Here is a 17,963-nt window from a genome sequence, read left to right on the forward strand (position 1 = left end):
CAGCGTGGGTGGATCGCAGACAATCAGAGGGTTATTGGCAGGCTTCGCAGTCCGGGTCGTCGATCAGGCATTGCTTAGGCTCAGGCTCGGCGCTGGGGCTTGCCGACGCTACGGGCAAGCCGGACGACACCGCATTGAGCTCCCCGCCCTGCCCGGTCGATTTCTCGGCCGAGGTGGCGCCCAGCGAGCGCAGGTAATACGTGGTTTTAAGGCCACGCAGCCAGGCCAGCATGTAAACGTCATTGAGCTTTTTGCCGGAGGGCGCGGCGAAGTAGAGGTTGAGCGATTGCGCCTGATCTATCCATTTCTGGCGGCGCGCAGCGGCCTCGACCAGCCACACCGGGTCTACCTCAAAGGCCGTGGCGTACAGCTGCTTGAGGTCCGCCGGCACGCGCTCGATGGCGGCCAGCGAGCCATCGTAATACTTGATGTCGGCAATCATCACTTCATCCCACAGGCCACGCGCTTTCAGGTCTTGCACCAGTTGCTCGTTCACCACGGTGAATTCACCCGAGAGGTTGGATTTCACATACAGGTTCTGGTATTCCGGCTCTATGCTGGCGGAGACGCCGACGATATTGGAGATAGTCGCCGTCGGCGCAATCGCCACGCAGTTGGAGTTGCGCATGCCCACGCGCTGTATGCGCTGGCGCAGGCTATCCCAATCCAGCGTGCTTGAGCGGTCGACTTCTACCTGGCCGCCACGCGCTTCGGATAGCAGATTGAGCGTATCCAGCGGCAATATGCCTTGATCCCACAGGCTGCCACGGAAGGACGAATACGCGCCCCGCTCTTCTGCCAGATAGCTGGAAGCGAGGTAGGCGTTGTAGCACACGGCTTCCATGGCGTGGTCGGCAAACTCCACCGCCGCAGGCGAGGCATACGGCACGCGCATGGCATGCAGTGCATCCTGAAAGCCCATGATGCCAAGGCCCACCGGACGGTGACGGTAATTGGAATTGCGCGCCTTGCCCACGGCGTAGAAGTTGATGTCGACCACGTTATCCAGCATGCGCATCGCCACGCGGATAGTCGCAGCCAGCTTGGTCTGGTCCAGCACGTAGCTGTCGCCCTCGCGCTTCAGGTGCGCCATCAGGTTCACCGAGCCCAGGTTGCACACGGCGATTTCCGTTTCGGAGGTATTCAGCGTGATCTCGGTGCAGAGGTTGGAGCTGTGCACCACACCCACGTGCTGCTGCGGCGAGCGGATATTGCACGGGTCTTTGAAGGTGATCCACGGATGCCCGGTTTCAAACAGCATGGAGAGCATCTTGCGCCACAACTGCACGGCGGGCACGCGCTTGAACAGCTTGATCTCGCCATGGTCGGCGCGGCGCTCGTAATTGGTATAGGCAGCCTCGAAAGCCTTGCCGAACAGATCATGCAGATCCGGCACATCAGACGGTGAAAACAGCGTCCAATCCGCATTGGCCTGCACGCGCTGCATGAAGAGGTCAGGAATCCAGTTGGCGGTGTTCATGTCGTGCGTGCGGCGGCGGTCGTCGCCGGTGTTCTTGCGCAGGTCCAGAAACTCTTCTAGGTCCAGATGCCAGCTTTCCAGATAGCCACACACCGCGCCCTTGCGCTTGCCACCCTGGTTCACCGCCACGGCGGTATCGTTGACCACTTTCAGGAAAGGAATCACGCCCTGGCTTTTGCCATTGGTGCCCTTGATGCGCGAGCCCAGCGCCCGCACTGGCGTCCAGTCATTGCCCAGGCCACCCGCAAATTTTTGCAGCAGCGCGTTTTCCTTGATCGCCTGGTAAATGCCATCCAGATCATCGCTGACGGTGGTGAGGTAGCACGACGACAGCTGCGAATGGCGCGTGCCGCTGTTAAACAAGGTTGGCGTGGAGCTCATGAAATCAAAGCTGGACAGCACATGGTAAAACTCGATGGCGCGGCTTTCGCGGTCAATCTCGTTGATCGCCAGGCCCATGGCTACGCGCATGAAAAACACCTGCGGCAGTTCGATGCGGCGCTCTTCAATATGCAAGAAGTAGCGGTCATACAGCGTCTGCAAGCCCAGGTAGCCAAATTGCAGATCGCGGTCGGCCACCAGTACGCTGGCAAGGCGGCTGAGATCAAACTGCGCCAGGCGTTCATCCAGCAATTCGGCGGCAATGCCGGTCTTGATGTATTGCGGAAAATACTCGGCATAGCGCTGCGCCATGGCGGTATGGCTCACCGCTTCGCCCAGCACCTCGGCCCGCACCAGGTCCAGCTGCAAGCGGGCGGTGACGTAGTTGTAAGCAGGCTCGCGCTCGATCAGGCTGCGTGCGGAGAGGATCAGCGCGCGGCGCACTTCATCAAACGGCATGCCGTCGTACAGGTCGCGCATGGCCTGCTCCACAATCACGGCGGGTTGCACCGCATCACCCAGATTCACGCAGGCCTCGGTCACCATGCTCAGCAGCAACTGCTGGTCCAGCGGCACGCGCTTGCCATCTTGCAGCACATGCAGGGTGGGCGCAGGCGCCTGCTGGGCGGCACGCTCGGCCGCACGCTTTTCGCGGTACAGCACATAGGCGCGCGCCACGTCATGCTCGCCGGAACGCATCAGCGCCAGCTCCACCTGATCCTGTATGTCTTCAATATGAATAGACCCACCGGCTGGCTTGCGCCGCACCAGGGCGGCCACCACGGTGTCGGTCAGCGCCTGCACCTCGGCACGCATGTGGCTGGAAATGGTCGAGTGCTCGCCCGCCACCGCCAAAAACGCCTTGGTCAGCGCAATGGAAATCTTGTCGGCGGCAAACAGCACGGCGGCACCATCACGGCGTATGACTTGCAAACTGGGGAGTGCAGCATTTAAAACCGGCTGCGCGGTATTGATATCATCCATCTACTTGGCTCCTATCAGGAGCGGGAGTCGGCAACCGACATACGCAGGCGCAATGACATTGCATCGCCGCTGTACATCCACCACCAGGACCAGCAAGGGAGAAGGCGCAAACCTTCCATCTGCCGAGGACACCCCGCCTCAAACGTGTTGAAAAAATCCACGGCAGGTCTCCTGGCTCCCGGCCTTACGCTTGGCGCCTTCCCGAACCCCGGCAGGTTCAGTGGCTTCAGATGCCTTGCGCTATCAGACTGACATGGCGTCAGCCCGATGGCTGGTTACAGTTGCGGGGGCAGCCCCGGCGTTGCATATCGGCGAGATAACATCTGCAGACACACGCACCGGATTCCCTTTTAACTCGCGGTTTGAATCAAACCTTGAGGACCGTAGTGCTGGCAATGTAACACAATAGGGAGTGGTATCGTCAACAGGGAAATACAAAATATAGAGGACTAAGGGATAAATAGGCATGTCAGCAGCAATGCGACTGGAGCCCGTCGGGGTGCATGACTTATAGTGGGGTTCGGGCAGGCCATTGCCGCATTTTTCTGCATTGTGTTTATCATCAAATACCACACACTCAACCTGCCGAATCTCAATAAAGCTCAATCATTTCCCTTGAAAACCCGCCTGAATCTGGCTGCACCCATAATGTTGTACTTAAACTCATCCAGCCCATCTCCCAAAGCGCCTGCCATGGAGTCGTGCACAAACCAGTCAAACAAGAAGTCGATTTCAGGCGTCACCCGTTCAGGCTGAATATACCGCGCAACTTCCATACGCTGCTTGCCCTCAGCTGTCATTTGAAGGCCAAGCTCAATGTGCTTTCGCTCAAAAAGCTGGGCTGCAGCAACGGGCGAAATGCCAGTCTTGTCAGGAGGTGTCACACCAAAGGCCATTGCCTGCAAAAACCGGTTTTGCACTTTGAGCAAGCTCTGCTGCTCGGCCGCCGTGCGTGCATGCCGATACGCCATCTTGCGGGTGGTGAACTCATTGCGCCATTTATAACGGTAGCTGTGGTACAGCCCCATGTGCTGGCGATGCATTTCATCTACTGGCCCGGCACTTACACCACAGGCATTCAGATAACCGTTGTAGGCGCGGATGAGCTCATTTGAAGGTAATAAAGACTTACGAATGTCGGGGTCTAAATTGTCCCATAGCACCATGGGCACCCCGGCAATCCGCGCTGCATGGTACATGTCCTGCCCGGCAAATACACTCAGGTTATCCCCCATGCGCGGGTATACCCCGATAGCCCCCGGCGCATAGCCACCGCCCACATCCGAGTGCGCTCCGGGGTACATGATCTCCTGTACGTTGCCAGGGTACTGACCATGTACTCGCGCGGAATCCAGCGGGAAGGAGGCTCTTACCTCGTGCGCTGCCACCATGTGCACGCAACGCCTCACGGCTGGGTGTATCTGCAAGGTGTTATCCGCCCAGCTCATATGGCCGGACGCCGTGGTATCCCCCATCGTATTTGCCAAGCCCACTGAGGCTACCGTGTCAAACAGCCCCAGGAACTGCACATTGAGCTGTATGCCGCCGAACAGCCAGCCGTTGGCAGTGCGTTCACACACCTCCATCAGCCAGTTTACAAACACGCGCGCCTCGGCAGCGCCACGGCTAAAGCCAAATACTGATACATTCAGCGTGGTGATCTTCGGCTTATAGGCATACAGGGTGTTCTGGAGCTCGAATTGCCACCGTTTGAACTGGGCAACGCGCATGGCCGAGGGTACGCTAATCGGTGCCAATTTATCACACCAGACTTTGGCTTCAGCATCGGGAAGTAACGGAAAATTCCCCCTCTTTACATAGCGTTGCGGGGCATTCAGCAGTTGTATCATCGCCCACAAAATGCGGTGTTCGCCCTTGTCACCGAACATGGCCCCCGTGTTGATAAATTCATCCTTATTATGCGTATCGCCAATTTCAGGGAATGGAGTACCGATGCCTGGAATATAGATCGGGAAGTAGCCTTCCGGTTTTGCATCGCGAAATGCTTGATACAGTTTTACAACATTGGTGTGCTTGCGTTTTTCTGGTGGCGGCACCTCAAAGTCCAGATGCATGTTGTTGCCCGTGCCATCGAAAAAGATGCCGACATAAACTTGGCTTTCACATTGCTTGGGCAAGCGGCCGATATTGGGGTTAGCAATAGCGTGCGCTTCCGCCTGTTGCAACATGTCGTCAAAGCTCGGCTTGCGTTCGCCCGACGTTGGAAATTGGTTCGGAGATTGTGCACTCATTGCGCATACTCCTTCGCCTGATACGCTGCGTCTTCTGGTGTTTCTTCCTCCCATTCCAGGTATTCGGAGGTACTGGTGAGGGCTACCCGCACCTCGTCGTTTGGATAGAAAAAGACGTAAAACGCCCCCTCACTGATATATTGGGGAATGGGTACGGTGCGGGTTTTCCATGGGGCTTCAATTAACAAAGGTAATCCGCTATCTTCGTAAATTACCTTTCCCGCGGCATCCGTAGCCCAATGACCTGCCTCACGCCACTTAATCGTCGCCGTTAGCCCCGGTCGCCAGCGTTGCGGGACGATAACGCAACATATGCCTGGGGTTCCAACGGTATGGGGTGTCACATGTAATATCCCGCCCTCGCCATTAATGATGATGGAGACGATGGATTTATCGGTATGGTTAACCGCGCCATACGATACTTCCCAGGTGGGCTCTTCGATGTGGATATGCATGATGGCAAATGTGCCGCCGCCCAGACACAGGGCCATCACCACCCCGTGCCAGGGGAAAAAGCGGCGAATTTTCATGTCATAGAGGCAAAAAATGAAAACACAGAGGGACGCAATCAAGACGATCCAGTAGAGGTTACGTTGCAGCGCAAAAACAGCCTCCCAGAACAGGGGGCGCAGTATGAAGAACCATAAAAACTGGCCGACCGGTCCGAGCATCAGGATGACAGCGCCAAGAATCATCAAACTGATCATGATCCAATCACGCTTTTGAGGAGGCTTTTTCATGACATGAACTCACTTGCATAAACGGGGAATAATGGAAAGGCGAAGGCGTCAACCATGGCCGGGCATGGCTTGGCTGCGAATGGCGTTCTTGCGGTTCTCAGACGACATTTCATGGCAGCCCTTTCTGAAGCAGGGTTTGCTGCAGTTGACCAGCCTGGTAATCTCGCCCGGCAAGCAGAAAGATCAGGCGCTCGTCACTAAGGGCCTCGCCACGTGTTGCGAAACTTAATTTGATGAGGCTTAGCAGGTCTGGATGCTGGTTGACCGCATACCGTGTGGCAAGCTCGACTGCACGCACCACCTCGCTGTAGACCGAAGATGCGTGTTGGCCGGGAGGCAATATCTCAGGAAGTTCAGTGGCTATGTGGTGCAAATAGCCATCAGGCTCTGCGGCACTGGCGATAGCGTTTATCTGATCATCATCCAGTTGTATCGGGGATGCGAGGCTCTCGACATCTGGATGGCTGCCCACGGATAGTGGCTCCAACAATCCTTCGCGTGAAATGATGAACCAATGTGCCAACGGTCTGGTAATCGCCACCCATTGTTCGGGGCGTAGCACGTTCGCAAGCGTGACAACACTCCGTGTATCAGCGAGCCGCAATAGCATGCGCTCATCTTTCGCGGCAGTAGCCCACGAGAACTCCCGCAGATGCGCAGCGACATCCGCTGCACGATGCACCGTTGCCATAAAGCTCAGCATGGGGCGGCCGCTTGCATGATCCATCCACGGCGTTATGCGTTGTATGGCTGCTTGGGTGTTTTCGCCGGGGCTGTAAAACGGCATTAGCCATGGCGCATAGGGCCGAATGCGCTCAAGACCAGCCGCGTCATACATATTGAAACCACCGTATGGTGCGGGCGGCTGGAGATCATCGGCAGCATCAAAAGCACTATCGCACCAGAGATACCAGTTCAGGCCCGGATGCGTTTGGATTGCGTGCAAAAGCGATTGTTGGATGGAATCGATTTGGGTTGCGTCTTGACCGTATTTCATCACACTCTCGCAAACGCCGAGCCGGAGGTAAGTGCTCTCAGCAAGCACTCAGGGCAATTGGCTTGAGGTGGAACGGGTATCTCAACTGGCATACTCTTGGCCTGCGGCATGCTTTGCGATGCGGAATACACAGACCATTTGCCCAAGGTGGCGCTCTCAATACTGGCGGCGGTCCAGTGCGTGCTGCTGCCACCGCCGTTGATGACGATCTCTTTGTCGGCGGCGAGGTGGATGCGGTTGGCGTGGTAGGTGATGTTGAGTTTGGAGAAAAGCCGGATATTGCGTTGCAGGGCTTTGAATTCGATATTCATGCCTGCGGCAATCAGGCGCAACCCGCCGTTGTAGACAAATAATTTGATCGCCTCTTTAAAGCTGCCTATCAAACTGCGATTGGCACTCAGACTGACATTGCTGCCCGTGGTAATGGCATGGTCTTCGCCGCTGTGCTGATGGGTGCTGCCGGGGGTGGTGCTGGCGATGCCAGCGGGGCTTGCCATGACGAGGTGCGGTTGCTGCAGTTCGGGGAAGGCGGTGTCGGGGTTGGTTGAATTGCTGGCGGTGTTTGTATTGCTGCTGTTGTTTGAATTGCCGGTAATACCGTCATTCTGCCCCTGCAGCCGTTCGCTCACCCTAGGCTGATCGTCGTTGTCCTGCGCCTGGTGCTGGCTGGCCAGTTGGCCCAAGTCTGCATGCTGGGCTTGTGCCTGGCTGAGGCGTGCCGTGGTCTCGCTGAGGTCGGTGAGGTGGTTCTGCGCTTCTCTTCTCGCTTCGGTGGTGAGGATAAGCCCTTGTCTGGCTCGGATCGCCCCATGCCCATCGGTACGGAGTTCGAGCCCTTCGCCCCGGTAATCTAGCCGTCCGGCATGGCCGTCGATGCGGGTGATATGCCCCAGGCTTAAGGAGGAGCTGTCATGGTCGCTCTTGAGCTGTAGCTGGATCTTGCCATCGGTGTCATCGAGGATGAGGTGATTGCTGCGCCCCGCTGCGCCATTGCCCCCACCGGGGATGAGCTCGCGGGAGCGGATGCCGCTCAAGGCCTGCTGGGCCGGGAGCTGCCACGGGGGCAGGTTGAGCTGGTTGTAGAGACGGCCGGTACACACCGGTAAATCCGGATCCCCGCCCAGGAAGTCAATCAGCACTTCTTCGCCTATGCGTGGCAGGTGCATGGCCCCCAGCTGGTTGCCTGCCCAGGCTTGCGATACCCGGACCCAGCAACTGCTGTGCTGGTTCTTCTGCCCATAGCGGTCCCAGGGGAACTGCACCTTGATGCGGCCGTACTGGTCGGTGTAGAGGTTGCTCTCGGCGGTGTCGCCGGTGGGGCCGGTGACGAGTGCAGTCTCCGGGCCATGGGTGCGCGGCTTGTGGCCCGGGGCATGCGGCAGCAGGACATCGGGGCGCAGCACTTCGCGGCTGGGCTGGCCGCTGAAGTGGGTCTCCATGCGCCAGGTGCCGGTGAGTTCGCCTGTCATCGCGCCACTCACTCTATCCAGGATGGCAGACTTGATGGCGCTGAGCCCAGCGCCACTGCCCTGGCTTCCATTCCCCCCTGTCTTTCCGACGGTCTTTCCAACCGTCTCTTCCCCCACATTCTCAATCAACAAAGTAGTGCTGAGGATCAGGTACTCCTGATTGGCCTTTGCTCTGGGATGCGCTTTGAGGGTAAAGGTATGGCCAGGCACGACGCCACGGATATGGCCTTCGCCCGCCACCCGGTGACCGGGCTGACGCAAGGCTTCCATACGCAGCCTGGCCAAGAGCTCACCTTGCGGCTCGGTCTGGTTGGCTTCGCGGTCCATGCCGGCATTGGGCTGGCTGTAGTCACTGCCATGGTCGGTACGCCATTGGTAGACCTCGCTCTCGGCATGGGCAGTGTTGCGCGGCTGGGCATTACGTGCGGCAAGCTCGGCCCGGGGACGGGTGTAGTCGTAATCGCGGCTGGCATAGGCACCCGAGGTCAGTTGCTCAGCATCGCTGAAGTGGTGCAGGTACTCTGCATCGGTCTTATGGTCTGGCGGGTAATAGGCAATGGTGTGATAGCCACTGGCCGGGTCATCGGGCTGGAATGGCGTATAGGCGCCATTGTGATCGGCCAGTACCAGGGTATGGCGCCCGTCGTCATGGCGGAAATGAAAGCTGATGCCCCATTCCCGCCACAGGCGGGTGAGGAAGGCGAAGTCGGATTCGTTGTATTGCACGCTGTAGTCCCGGGCGGGATAGCGCTCGATCAGCCGCTTCTCCAGCGCATAGGGGTAGTCTGCCAGCACCGCTTCGGTGATCTCGACCACGGTCTTGTCCTGAAACACCTTGCAGTCGGTGGTGAGGGTGGCGAGGTGGAGCCAGGGCCTTAGCGTGATGACATAGAGCGCATGGCGGCTGTCTTCGGCCACATGGCGCATGTCGGTGATGAGTCCACTGACATACCGCATCCCCGCTCCCTGGTTCGCCATGCCGAGATCGCCCAGCGCGCCGGGCAGGAACTGGCCGTGGCCTTCGAGGCTGATGCCGCAGGTCAATACTTGACCCATCAGCGGACCAACGTCCAGATCACTGCCGACTTCCCCCAAACGGCTACGCACGGTGAGCTGGTAGTCAAACAGGGTGTTGATGCCCTCTCCCCCGGCAAGACGGACAGGCTCCAGCCCATCGGGCAGGATCTGATGGAGTGCGGGACATTGCAGGGTAAGCAGGCGACGGGAGGAGAGCAGCGAGGAAAGCATGACAGGGAATCCGTGGCTAAAGGCGGGTTCGATCATGCACAGGATTGCTAAATCAGGGAATTGCCCTTAAGGGCGAAGCTGCATGGCAACTCGGGCTTTACAAACAAGCAAGGAGAGGTGCTTCACCCATGCGGCAATAGCCCTCATAATATCGTCTGTTGCCAGTAGAAATCGGCCCTCGCCTTGCTTCTGTCACCATGGACAGCCCGTCCGCCTCGCCACTCAGGCGCTCATTCAGGCAATAAACTCAAAGTAAAAGGTCGTCTCTTAGTGGAAATCGCGTTCGTATTTGGCAGGCTGGTGTTTTCCATCCTGTCCAATGTCTATCAGAAAAAACTGTCGCAGCATCCGCTGCACCCCTTCTTCATGGTGGCGACCAGCTATGTGGTGTTGAGCGTACTGGCGCTGCCGTTGGTGCCTGTGGTGCATGCTGCCAGCCTGCCGCAGGCGTTCTGGGTGAATGTCTTGCTGGCGGCCTTGCTGGATGTGGGTGGCTGGATGTTCATGGTGATGTCGCTCGCCAAAACCGATCTGTCGATATTCGGGCCGCTGAATGCCTACAAGGTGGTGATCTCCATGCTGCTCGCCATTGTGTTTCTGGGCGAGGTGCCTACCCTGCAAGGCTTTGCAGGCGTGGCCATCATCGTGGTGGGCAGTTTCTTTCTGATGCCTGCCAACGGTCAGCGCGAGGCCAACCGCATGCTGCTGTTGCTGAAGGAACGCGGCGTGCAGGCGCGCTTTCTGTCCATATTGCTGTTTTCCATCGGCACGCTGTTCCTGAAAAACGCGGTGACGGATGGCGGGCCGCTGGCCACGCTGGTGTTCTGGTCGCTGCTGGGCTTGCCGCTGGTGATGCTGGCGAATCTGCTGTTCATTCCGGCGGATGTGAAACAGGGCATGAAAACCTCGCTGTCGCATTTGCCGACAATTGCCAGCATAGGCACCATGATTTTCATCATGCAGTACTGCACGCTGGTGCTGCTGTCGCACATGCTGGTAGCGTACACGCTGGCGCTGTTTCAGATGAGCATGGTGCTGCAGGTGTTGGTGGGCTATCAGGTGTTCAAGGAAAAAGACATTCTGCGCAAGCTGATCGCCGCCATCGTCATGATGCTGGGCAGCTTGCTGGTGATTAGCGCCTGACCCAAGCCGGGCATTAAAAATGCCAGCGGCCCACGCATGCCTTGATACGTGGGCCGCTGGCAAGGTTTACACGAGCGATAATCCCGAGATCACGCCGCCTTGTGATTCAGCTTCTCGTGCCGGAGCTGACGCGCTGCAGCGACCATGTGTTGCAGGGCGGCGATGGTTTCCGGCCAGCCGCGGGTTTTGAGGCCGCAATCCGGATTCACCCACAGGCGATCTACCGGGATCACCTCAATCGCACGCTTTAGCAAGGCAGTCATGGCTTCCACACTCGGCACACGCGGCGAGTGGATGTCATACACGCCGGGGCCGATGTCGTTGGGGTAATCAAACTCGCCAAAGCCATCCAGCAGTTCCATCGCCGAGCGCGAAGTCTCAATGGTAATCACGTCGGCATCCATGGCGGCAATCGACGGCAGAATATCGTTGAACTCCGAATAGCACATATGGGTGTGTATCTGCGTGCTGTCTTCCGCCACGCTGGCCGATAGCTTGAATGCCCGCACCGCCCATGCCAGATACTGCGCCCACTTGGCCTGCTGCAAGGGCAGCCCTTCGCGGAAGGCAGGTTCGTCAATCTGGATGATGGCAATGCCTGCCTGCTGCAGATCGGCCACTTCATCGCGTATCGCCAGCGCCAGTTGCAAGGCGGTGGTTTCGCGCGGCTGATCATCGCGCACAAACGACCATTGCAGCATGGTCACCGGACCTGTGAGCATGCCCTTGACCGGCTTGCTGGTGAGCGACTGCGCGTAGTGGGCCTCCGCCACGGTCATCGCCAGCGGACGGTGCACATCGCCATAGATAATCGGCGGCTTGACGCAACGCGAGCCATAACTCTGCACCCAGCCGTATTGGCTGAACACATAGCCTGCCAGCTGCTCGCCAAAGTATTCCACCATGTCGTTGCGCTCGGCTTCGCCGTGCACCAGCACATCCAGATCCAGCGCCAGCTGCTGCTCAATGGCGTGGCGTATGTTCTGCTGCATGGCCAGCGTGTAATCCTCGGCACTCAGATCGCCACGGCGAAACGCCGCCCGGCTGGCGCGTATATCGGCGGTCTGCGGAAAAGAGCCTATGGTGGTGGTCGGCAGCAAAGGCAGCCGCAAGCGCTTTTGCTGCGCCAGGCGCCGCTCGGCAAAGGGGCTGCTGCGCTCGGCGGATAACTGCGGCAGATGCTGCAAGCGCTGCTGCACGCTCTCGTTATGCACGCGCGGCGATGCGCCGCGAGAAGCTATGGCTTTGCGCGCGGCCTGAAACTCGGCAGCCACGCTATCCACTCCATGATTCAGCGCCTGCTGCAATAGCTGCAACTCACGTAGCTTTTCATCGGCAAAGGCCAGCCAGGAGCGTATTTCCGCATCCATAGATGACTCCTGCGCCAGCGAGACCGGCACATGCAACAGCGAGCATGACGGTGCGATCCACAGGCGATCTCCCAGCTGCTGCGCGACCGGCTGCAACAACTGCAAGGTCTTGTCGAGGTCATTGCGCCAGACATTGCGGCCATCGACGACCCCGGCAGACAGCACCCAATGACTGGGCAAGGCCGCGAGCCAGGCGGCGAGCTGTTCTGGCGCCCGCACCAGGTCGATATGCAGGCCATCCACCGGCAAAGCAGTGACCGCGCCCACATAGCGCGCCACGCTTTCAAAATACGTCGTCAGCAACAGCTTGGGCCTGTGGTCGCGTATGCGGGCATAGGCATCGGCAAACGCCGCCAGCCAGCGCGCATCAAGGTCCAGCGCCAGCACGGGTTCATCGATCTGCACCCAGGCAATGCCGCGCAGCTTGAGCTCACTCAGCAAGGCGGCATATTGCGCGCACAAGGCCGGCAGCAGGCTCAGGCGGTCAAACCCGGCATCGCGGCTCTTGCCCAGGTACAGCCAAGACACCGGGCCCAGCAATACCGGCTTGAGCTCGGCGCCGGTGGTCAGCGCCTGGTCTATCTGCAGCAAAAACGCATGGGCGTTGATGGAAAACTCGGTCTCCGCGCTCAGCTCCGGCACCAGATAGTGGTAGTTGGTATCAAACCACTTGGTCATTTCCAGTGCGGGCTGCTCGGCATTGCCGCGGGCCAGGGCAAAGTAGTCCTGCGCCTGCAATGGCCGCCCGGCAAAGCCGAAGCGCGCCGGCGTGGCGCCAAACAACACGCTGTGGTCCAACACATGGTCGTAGCATGAAAAATCATTCACGCTGATAAAGGCCAGACCGGCGTCTATCTGCTTTTGCCAATGCGTCTCGCGCAACTGGCGCGCGGTCTGCTCCAGCACTGCTTCATGGCGGGCTTCTTCGCCGGGCGCACTTTTCCAGAATGCCTCCAGCGCAACTTTCAGTTCACGGTTGGCCCCGACGCGCGGGTACCCCAGGATATGGGCTTTGATCATGACAACTCACCTCTGAATAACGAAGGCCGCAGTTTGCGTGCTATCATCGAATTAATAAAGCGAGTTTTTTTCCATTAAACTTGAATTAAATTCATATCATGATCGAAATCCGACATCTCAAATCCTTCAAGGCCATTGCTGAAAGCGGCAAGCTGGCGCTGGCCGCCGAGCGCGTTTACCTGACGCAATCGGCGCTCTCGCATCAGATACGCTCGGTGGAGCAGTATTACCAGATCACGCTGTTTCAGCGCACCGCGCACGGCTTGCGTTTTACGCCCGCAGGCGAGCGCCTGCTCAAGCTGGCGGATATCGTGCTGGAAGCCACGGCGCAGGCGGAGCGAGATCTGGAGCGGCTGAAATCCGACCAGTCCGGCGAGCTGCGCATTGTGCTGGAATGCCACACCTGCTTTGACTGGCTGACGCCGGTGATGGATGCCTTTCGGCGTGCTTGGCCCGAAGTGGAGCTGGACCTGGTAGCCGGGTTTCATAGCGACCCCTGGAGCCTGATCAAGGAAGGCAAGGCGGATTTTGTGATTGGCGGCCTGCCGGGCAAGATGAAGATGCTGCAGCACGTACCGCTTTTCACCTTTGAAATCATGGCGGTATTGCCGACAGATCATCCCCTGCACACCCGCCCCTTTTTGCAGGCCGAGGATTTCAGCGGCAGCACGCTGATCACCTATCCGGTGCCGGAAGAGCGCATCGACCTGATACGCGAAGTCCTGCATCCGGCCAATGTGGCGTTTGATCGACGCACGGCCGAGCTGACTGTCGCCATCATGCAGTTGGTGGCGAGCCGTCGCGGGCTGGCAGCGCTGCCCAGCTGGGGCATACAGAGCTATCTGGAGCATGAGTATGTGATCGCCAAACCCATCACGCGCAAAGGCCTGTGGTCTGAGCTCTACGCCACTGGCAATACCGAAATCATGGCGCGGCCTTATGCGGTGGATCTGGTGCGGATTATTCGCGAAACCTGCCTGGATACGCTGGCAGGCATACGTTTGCTGTGAAACAAACGATTGATTTAATTTAACTAATTAATCCAGGCCTGGTAGTGCAAATGACAATTTGACCGAACTTAAGCCAGAACATGGGGTTCTAACCCTGACAAGCAAGCCTAAATGAAAATGACCAAAGGAGAATAATCAATGATGAAATCATGGCCGAGCTCCCTTATTACCATTGCAATGACCGCTGCATTGATGACCGCCTGCTCAAAACCTGAGCCTGCGACCCCGGAAACCGCAGAAGCCCCCGCTGCCACCACCCCGCCACCGGCTGCTGCCCCTGAGGGTGCACCTGCTGCCCCCGCTGCGTCTGGCAAGGCAGAACCCGGTGGCTATGTGCCCGCTGAGCACGAGAAAGTCGCCCCCGCTCCTGAAGGCACCGAGCCTCACACGGCAACACCAGACGAGCCCAAGACCGAATAACTCTGGTCGCATGACTTAAGCTTTAAGGTTGTCTGGCTTCATGTAACAAGGCTTTCATAAGCTGCCCGTGGGTGACCAGGCATTTTGCTGGTCACCCACGTTGCTTTTCGCCTGTCACTTTTAGCTTTTTACTTTGGCCGAGGGTTTGACGACCACCGAGCATGTCATGCCGGCCACCAACGTCAGGCCCTCTGGAATCGCATCGATATGGATGCGCACTGGCACCCGCTGCGACAGCCGCACCCAGTTGAAACTGGGGTTCACATTTGCCAGCAGCCTGACGTCGGTGGGATTGTCGCGGTCAGTGATCCCCATGGCGATGCTTTCCACATGGCCCGGCAAGCGGCGGCCAGTGCCGAGCAGCTGTATCTCGGCGGCATCGCCCACATGCACCAGCGGCAGCTTGTGTTCTTCAAAGTAGCCGTATACCCAGAAGGAATGCTGATCAATGATCGCCAGCTTGGCCGCGCCCACCTGGGCATAATCGCCTGGGCGTACCAGCAGGTTGGACACCCAGCCATCCACCGGTGAGCGCACGGTGCTACGCGTGAGGTCGAGCTGGGCTTTTTCCAGGGTGACCAGCGCAGCCTCGTAGTCGGCTTTGGCGGCCACGGCGTCGAGGTCGGTGTCTTCGCGGTTTTCACGTGAAATCACTTCGTCATCCAGGCTGGCACGGCGCTGGGCCTGATTCCGTTTCATCTGCAAGGCCGCCTTGCGTTGATTCACGATGGCATTGGCTTCAGCCACGGCATGGCGAAAATGCTCAGGGTCAATCTGAAACAGCACATCGCCACGATGCACAAACTGGTTGTCGCGCACCGCCACCTTCACCACCAGCCCGGCCACATCCGGCGCGATATTCACCACGTCGGCCCGTACCCGGCCATCACGCGTCCAGGGCGAATCCATGTAGCGCACCCACAGTTTTTGGGCGAGAAAGACCGCAGCGGCAGCGAGGGCCAGCGTGATCAGTATCCTGAACAGGCGTTTCAGATAAAATTTCATGGCAAGTTTCCTTCACAAATTCGGCGCGCTAATTCCATTACAACCGTCACACTTCAAATTCCTGCGTCATCACTGGTAAATCCATAACCCCAGACCTGCAAACAGACACCCGAATACCGACAAGCGAAACAGCGCGGGGTACCAGACCAGGCGATAAGCCCCGAGCCAGGCAAACATACGGTCCAGCACCAGGGTGCCAACCGCCGCTGCGATAAATGCCAGCAGCAAGGTGGGCACCAGGGCATCGAGCAAGGCAAATTCACGTGGCATGATCAGCGTCCTCCTGCCGGGCTAGTCCGCGCGGGCATGGTGGGGCCGAATGCCAGCACCGAGGCTTCATCCAGCAGGGTACTGTGTACAAAATGCAGCGTGGTCAGCAACTGGTGGCGCACATGCAGTGGCATCTCGCTGGCGGCACTGGGGGCAGCCAGTGCCAGCGCCTGATCAACGGCGTCTGCTGCGTGTGCAATGGCGGCCTTGCCTGGCGCCTCGTAAAGGCTGGCAATCTGCGCAATGGCGTGTTGCAGGGCGCGGGCCGTCTCAACTGGCACATGCGGTAACTGCTCGCGCAAGGCGATCACGGCATGACCAACTTCCAGCGCCGAAAACAGCCATTCGACCACTACCTGATCCTGCGCCTCGCCTACCCGTTGCACGCTGCCGGAGCGCTGCACCAGATCCCGCGCGCTGGCTTCAAAGCGGGCACGCCGCAGCGGGGTGGATTCGCGGCAGGCGGCCACCACCAGGTTGCGCAGGGCGTTGGATACGCGCCGCCGGGACCAGGCGCTGCCGCTGAGGTCGATCAGGCCATACATGGTGCCCGAGACCAGGATCGCCAGCAGATCGGCCACAGCATCGTTGAGAAAGGTGACCGGATTGGCACTGAACACGGTATTGAAGCCGATGTGCAATAGGTAAACCACGGAAGCCCCTGCCCCGATAAACGCGGTAGCAGGCCTGGAACCCAGCCAGCTGGCAAGCAGAATGCCGGGGCTGATGGCGATGATCAGCGTCCAGAAATCATGCGCCTGGGTCAGCCACCAGAAATTGCTGAAATACGCGAGCACGGTGCCAATGACAGCGCCCGCCATGAAGTGGCGTATGGTTTTGCTGGGCGATGGACTGTTCGCAAACAGGGTGCTGGTGATGACGCCGATGGTGATGGCCTCGATACCCGAACGCCAGTCGGTGAATATCCAGAGCCCGGCCAGTATCAGCAGCGTGATACTGCCGCGCAGCGCGGCCAGCGCCACGGCCAATGGATCAAAATGCATCTCCAGCTGCGCAGGCAGCTCCTCAGCATGCCCCTGGTCGGGCGCACTGCCCGTGGCAATCGAGCCGTAGGTGCGGCTATAGACATACAGCTCTTCGGCTAGCCGCAGCAGATAGGCGGCCCCGGTGTCAAAATCCAGCAGGTCCCTGGTTTGCAAGGCGGCTGGCAAGCGATGGCGGGCCGCTTGCAGGCGCAGTTTGAAGTCTTCGCGGAAGGCTTTCAGCTTCTGCACAATCTCCAGGGTTTCCTGCTCGGTCTGCGCGCTGCGGTGTTGCACACTCACCGCGTCTGCCAGGCATTGATAGAGCTGCAGCAAGGCCTCGCGCACCTCGGCACGGCTGTTGTTGCGTTGCCGCTGCAACAGCCGGCTGAAGGCATGGAAGGTCGTGGAGACTTCCATGAATTCCTTGTTCAGATGACTCAGGCGATGGCGGTGCCCACGCGATTCATCCGTCTCCAGACCTGAAGAAGCCCGAAAGGATTCCAGACTGAAAATGTCGCCGATGAACCGCAGCATGTGGGCCTGCAAGGTGGCATGTGCCACGCCTTCGCGCGCGCTGATGCGCAGCAGGTCGCAAAAGTCGGTGTAGCGCCGACGTACCGTCTGCAGCGTGACATTCCACATGCGTTGTGGAAACACAAGATCACTCACTACCGTGGCGCACAGCAGGCCCACCAGGATTTCGGACAGGCGGGTGACGCCGATATTGAAGGTCAGCTCGGGCGCCAGCGTGGCGGGCAGGCCGACGATGCACAAGGTGTAGCCCGCCAGCACAAAGGCATAGGACTGGTGATTGCGAAAGATTACCGAGCCCGCCGTGCACAGGCCTATCCAGATCGTCATGCACAGCAGGAACAGCACGCGCTCCTGCGCAAACATGGCGACCAGCAGGAAGGACGCGATAATGCCAAAGATGGTGCCGATCAGCCGGTAATAGCTTTTGGTCAGCACCATGCCTGAGCGAAACTGCATGACGATCGCCACCGTCAGCAGTGCCGTGCGCGGCTGGTCAAACTCCAGGCGCAGCGATATCCACACCGCCAGCACACTTGCCAGCAGGGCCTTGAAAACATAGGCGATGACAGAGGCATCCAGCTTCCACCACTCGCGTGCGCCCAGGCTAGCCCCCATGCCAAGCGCACGCGCCATTGCCGACATGCCATGCCCAAC

The 17,963-nt window shown here is 58.9% G+C and carries 12 protein-coding genes and 1 riboswitch; of the genes, 3 read left to right on the plus strand and 9 right to left on the minus strand.

Annotated elements, in window-relative coordinates; all coding sequences use genetic code 11:
* Nucleotides 1-31: 31 nt before the first annotated feature.
* The 5 genes from LG203_RS05290 to LG203_RS05310 all read right to left on the minus strand — a co-directional run bounded on the left by LG203_RS05290 (nucleotide 32) and on the right by LG203_RS05310 (nucleotide 9,551).
* A complete protein-coding gene (locus LG203_RS05290) occupies nucleotides 32-2,845 on the minus strand; it encodes a ribonucleoside-diphosphate reductase subunit alpha (protein ID WP_230344811.1) in 2,814 nt (937 codons plus the stop codon).
* A 144-nt stretch (nucleotides 2,846-2,989) separates the two neighbouring features.
* Nucleotides 2,990-3,246: riboswitch (cobalamin riboswitch) on the minus strand.
* Between the two features lie 201 nt (nucleotides 3,247-3,447).
* Nucleotides 3,448-5,097, minus strand: a complete 1,650-nt coding sequence (locus tag LG203_RS05295) for a T6SS phospholipase effector Tle1-like catalytic domain-containing protein (RefSeq protein WP_230344812.1) — start codon at nucleotides 5,095-5,097, stop codon at nucleotides 3,448-3,450.
* Nucleotides 5,094-5,837, minus strand: coding sequence for a DUF3304 domain-containing protein (locus LG203_RS05300; protein ID WP_230344813.1), 744 nt, complete (start codon nucleotides 5,835-5,837; stop codon nucleotides 5,094-5,096). The genes LG203_RS05295 and LG203_RS05300 overlap by 4 nt, the downstream gene beginning before the upstream one ends.
* A gap of 109 nt (nucleotides 5,838-5,946) precedes the next feature.
* Nucleotides 5,947-6,783 carry a DUF4123 domain-containing protein gene (locus LG203_RS05305; protein ID WP_230344814.1) on the minus strand — a complete coding sequence of 279 codons (837 nt, stop codon included), beginning with the start codon at nucleotides 6,781-6,783 and terminating at the stop codon, nucleotides 5,947-5,949.
* A gap of 50 nt (nucleotides 6,784-6,833) precedes the next feature.
* Nucleotides 6,834-9,551 (minus strand): type VI secretion system Vgr family protein, encoded by a 2,718-nt coding sequence (locus LG203_RS05310; RefSeq protein ID WP_230344815.1) that lies wholly within the window; start codon nucleotides 9,549-9,551, stop codon nucleotides 6,834-6,836.
* 270 nt (nucleotides 9,552-9,821) lie between these two features.
* Here LG203_RS05310 and LG203_RS05315 point away from each other — a divergent pair, with 270 nt between their 5' ends.
* On the plus strand, nucleotides 9,822-10,694 hold the full coding sequence (locus LG203_RS05315) for an EamA family transporter (RefSeq protein WP_230344816.1): 873 nt from the start codon (nucleotides 9,822-9,824) through the stop codon (nucleotides 10,692-10,694).
* Between the two features lie 89 nt (nucleotides 10,695-10,783).
* On the opposite strand, the gene metE is transcribed toward LG203_RS05315, so the two are convergent.
* A complete protein-coding gene (gene metE, locus LG203_RS05320) occupies nucleotides 10,784-13,084 on the minus strand; it encodes a 5-methyltetrahydropteroyltriglutamate--homocysteine S-methyltransferase (RefSeq protein ID WP_230344817.1) in 2,301 nt (766 codons plus the stop codon).
* Nucleotides 13,085-13,182: 98 nt separating this feature from the next.
* Here metE and LG203_RS05325 point away from each other — a divergent pair, with 98 nt between their 5' ends.
* Nucleotides 13,183-14,094 carry a LysR family transcriptional regulator gene (locus tag LG203_RS05325; protein ID WP_013441927.1) on the plus strand — a complete coding sequence of 304 codons (912 nt, stop codon included), beginning with the start codon at nucleotides 13,183-13,185 and terminating at the stop codon, nucleotides 14,092-14,094.
* A 138-nt stretch (nucleotides 14,095-14,232) separates the two neighbouring features.
* On the plus strand, nucleotides 14,233-14,514 hold the full coding sequence (locus tag LG203_RS05330) for a hypothetical protein (RefSeq protein WP_230344818.1): 282 nt from the start codon (nucleotides 14,233-14,235) through the stop codon (nucleotides 14,512-14,514).
* 120 nt (nucleotides 14,515-14,634) lie between these two features.
* Here the strand turns inward: LG203_RS05330 and LG203_RS05335 are convergent, their stop codons facing one another.
* From LG203_RS05335 to LG203_RS05345, 3 genes are all read right to left on the minus strand, one after another.
* Complete coding sequence (locus LG203_RS05335; RefSeq protein WP_230344819.1) at nucleotides 14,635-15,519, minus strand: efflux RND transporter periplasmic adaptor subunit; 885 nt, start codon at nucleotides 15,517-15,519, stop codon at nucleotides 14,635-14,637.
* 69 nt (nucleotides 15,520-15,588) lie between these two features.
* On the minus strand, nucleotides 15,589-15,789 hold the full coding sequence (locus tag LG203_RS05340; RefSeq protein ID WP_015829848.1) for a DUF1656 domain-containing protein: 201 nt from the start codon (nucleotides 15,787-15,789) through the stop codon (nucleotides 15,589-15,591).
* Nucleotides 15,790-15,791: 2 nt separating this feature from the next.
* The gene (locus LG203_RS05345) at nucleotides 15,792-17,942 is read right to left on the minus strand and encodes an FUSC family protein (RefSeq protein ID WP_230344820.1); all 2,151 of its coding nucleotides are present in this window, start codon (nucleotides 17,940-17,942) and stop codon (nucleotides 15,792-15,794) included.
* Nucleotides 17,943-17,963: the final 21 nt, after the last annotated feature.

This window comes from Methylovorus mays (assembly GCF_020531915.1).
Classification (GTDB): Bacteria; Pseudomonadota; Gammaproteobacteria; order Burkholderiales; family Methylophilaceae; genus Methylovorus; species Methylovorus mays.

What these genes read in the sequence shown, in the direction of transcription:
- LG203_RS05335 (WP_230344819.1), bottom strand. Translation starts at nt 15,519, where the DNA reads ATGAAATTTTATCTGAAACGCCTGTTCAGGATACTGATCACGCTGGCC.
- LG203_RS05300 (WP_230344813.1), bottom strand. Translation starts at nt 5,837, where the DNA reads ATGAAAAAGCCTCCTCAAAAGCGTGATTGGATCATGATCAGTTTGATG.
- LG203_RS05325 (WP_013441927.1), top strand. Translation starts at nt 13,183, where the DNA reads ATGATCGAAATCCGACATCTCAAATCCTTCAAGGCCATTGCTGAAAGC.
- LG203_RS05330 (WP_230344818.1), top strand. Translation starts at nt 14,233, where the DNA reads ATGATGAAATCATGGCCGAGCTCCCTTATTACCATTGCAATGACCGCT.
- LG203_RS05295 (WP_230344812.1), bottom strand. Translation starts at nt 5,097, where the DNA reads ATGAGTGCACAATCTCCGAACCAATTTCCAACGTCGGGCGAACGCAAG.
- metE (WP_230344817.1), bottom strand. Translation starts at nt 13,084, where the DNA reads ATGATCAAAGCCCATATCCTGGGGTACCCGCGCGTCGGGGCCAACCGT.
- LG203_RS05340 (WP_015829848.1), bottom strand. Translation starts at nt 15,789, where the DNA reads ATGCCACGTGAATTTGCCTTGCTCGATGCCCTGGTGCCCACCTTGCTG.
- LG203_RS05310 (WP_230344815.1), bottom strand. Translation starts at nt 9,551, where the DNA reads ATGCTTTCCTCGCTGCTCTCCTCCCGTCGCCTGCTTACCCTGCAATGT.
- LG203_RS05290 (WP_230344811.1), bottom strand. Translation starts at nt 2,845, where the DNA reads ATGGATGATATCAATACCGCGCAGCCGGTTTTAAATGCTGCACTCCCC.
- LG203_RS05345 (WP_230344820.1), bottom strand. Translation starts at nt 17,942, where the DNA reads ATGGCGCGTGCGCTTGGCATGGGGGCTAGCCTGGGCGCACGCGAGTGG.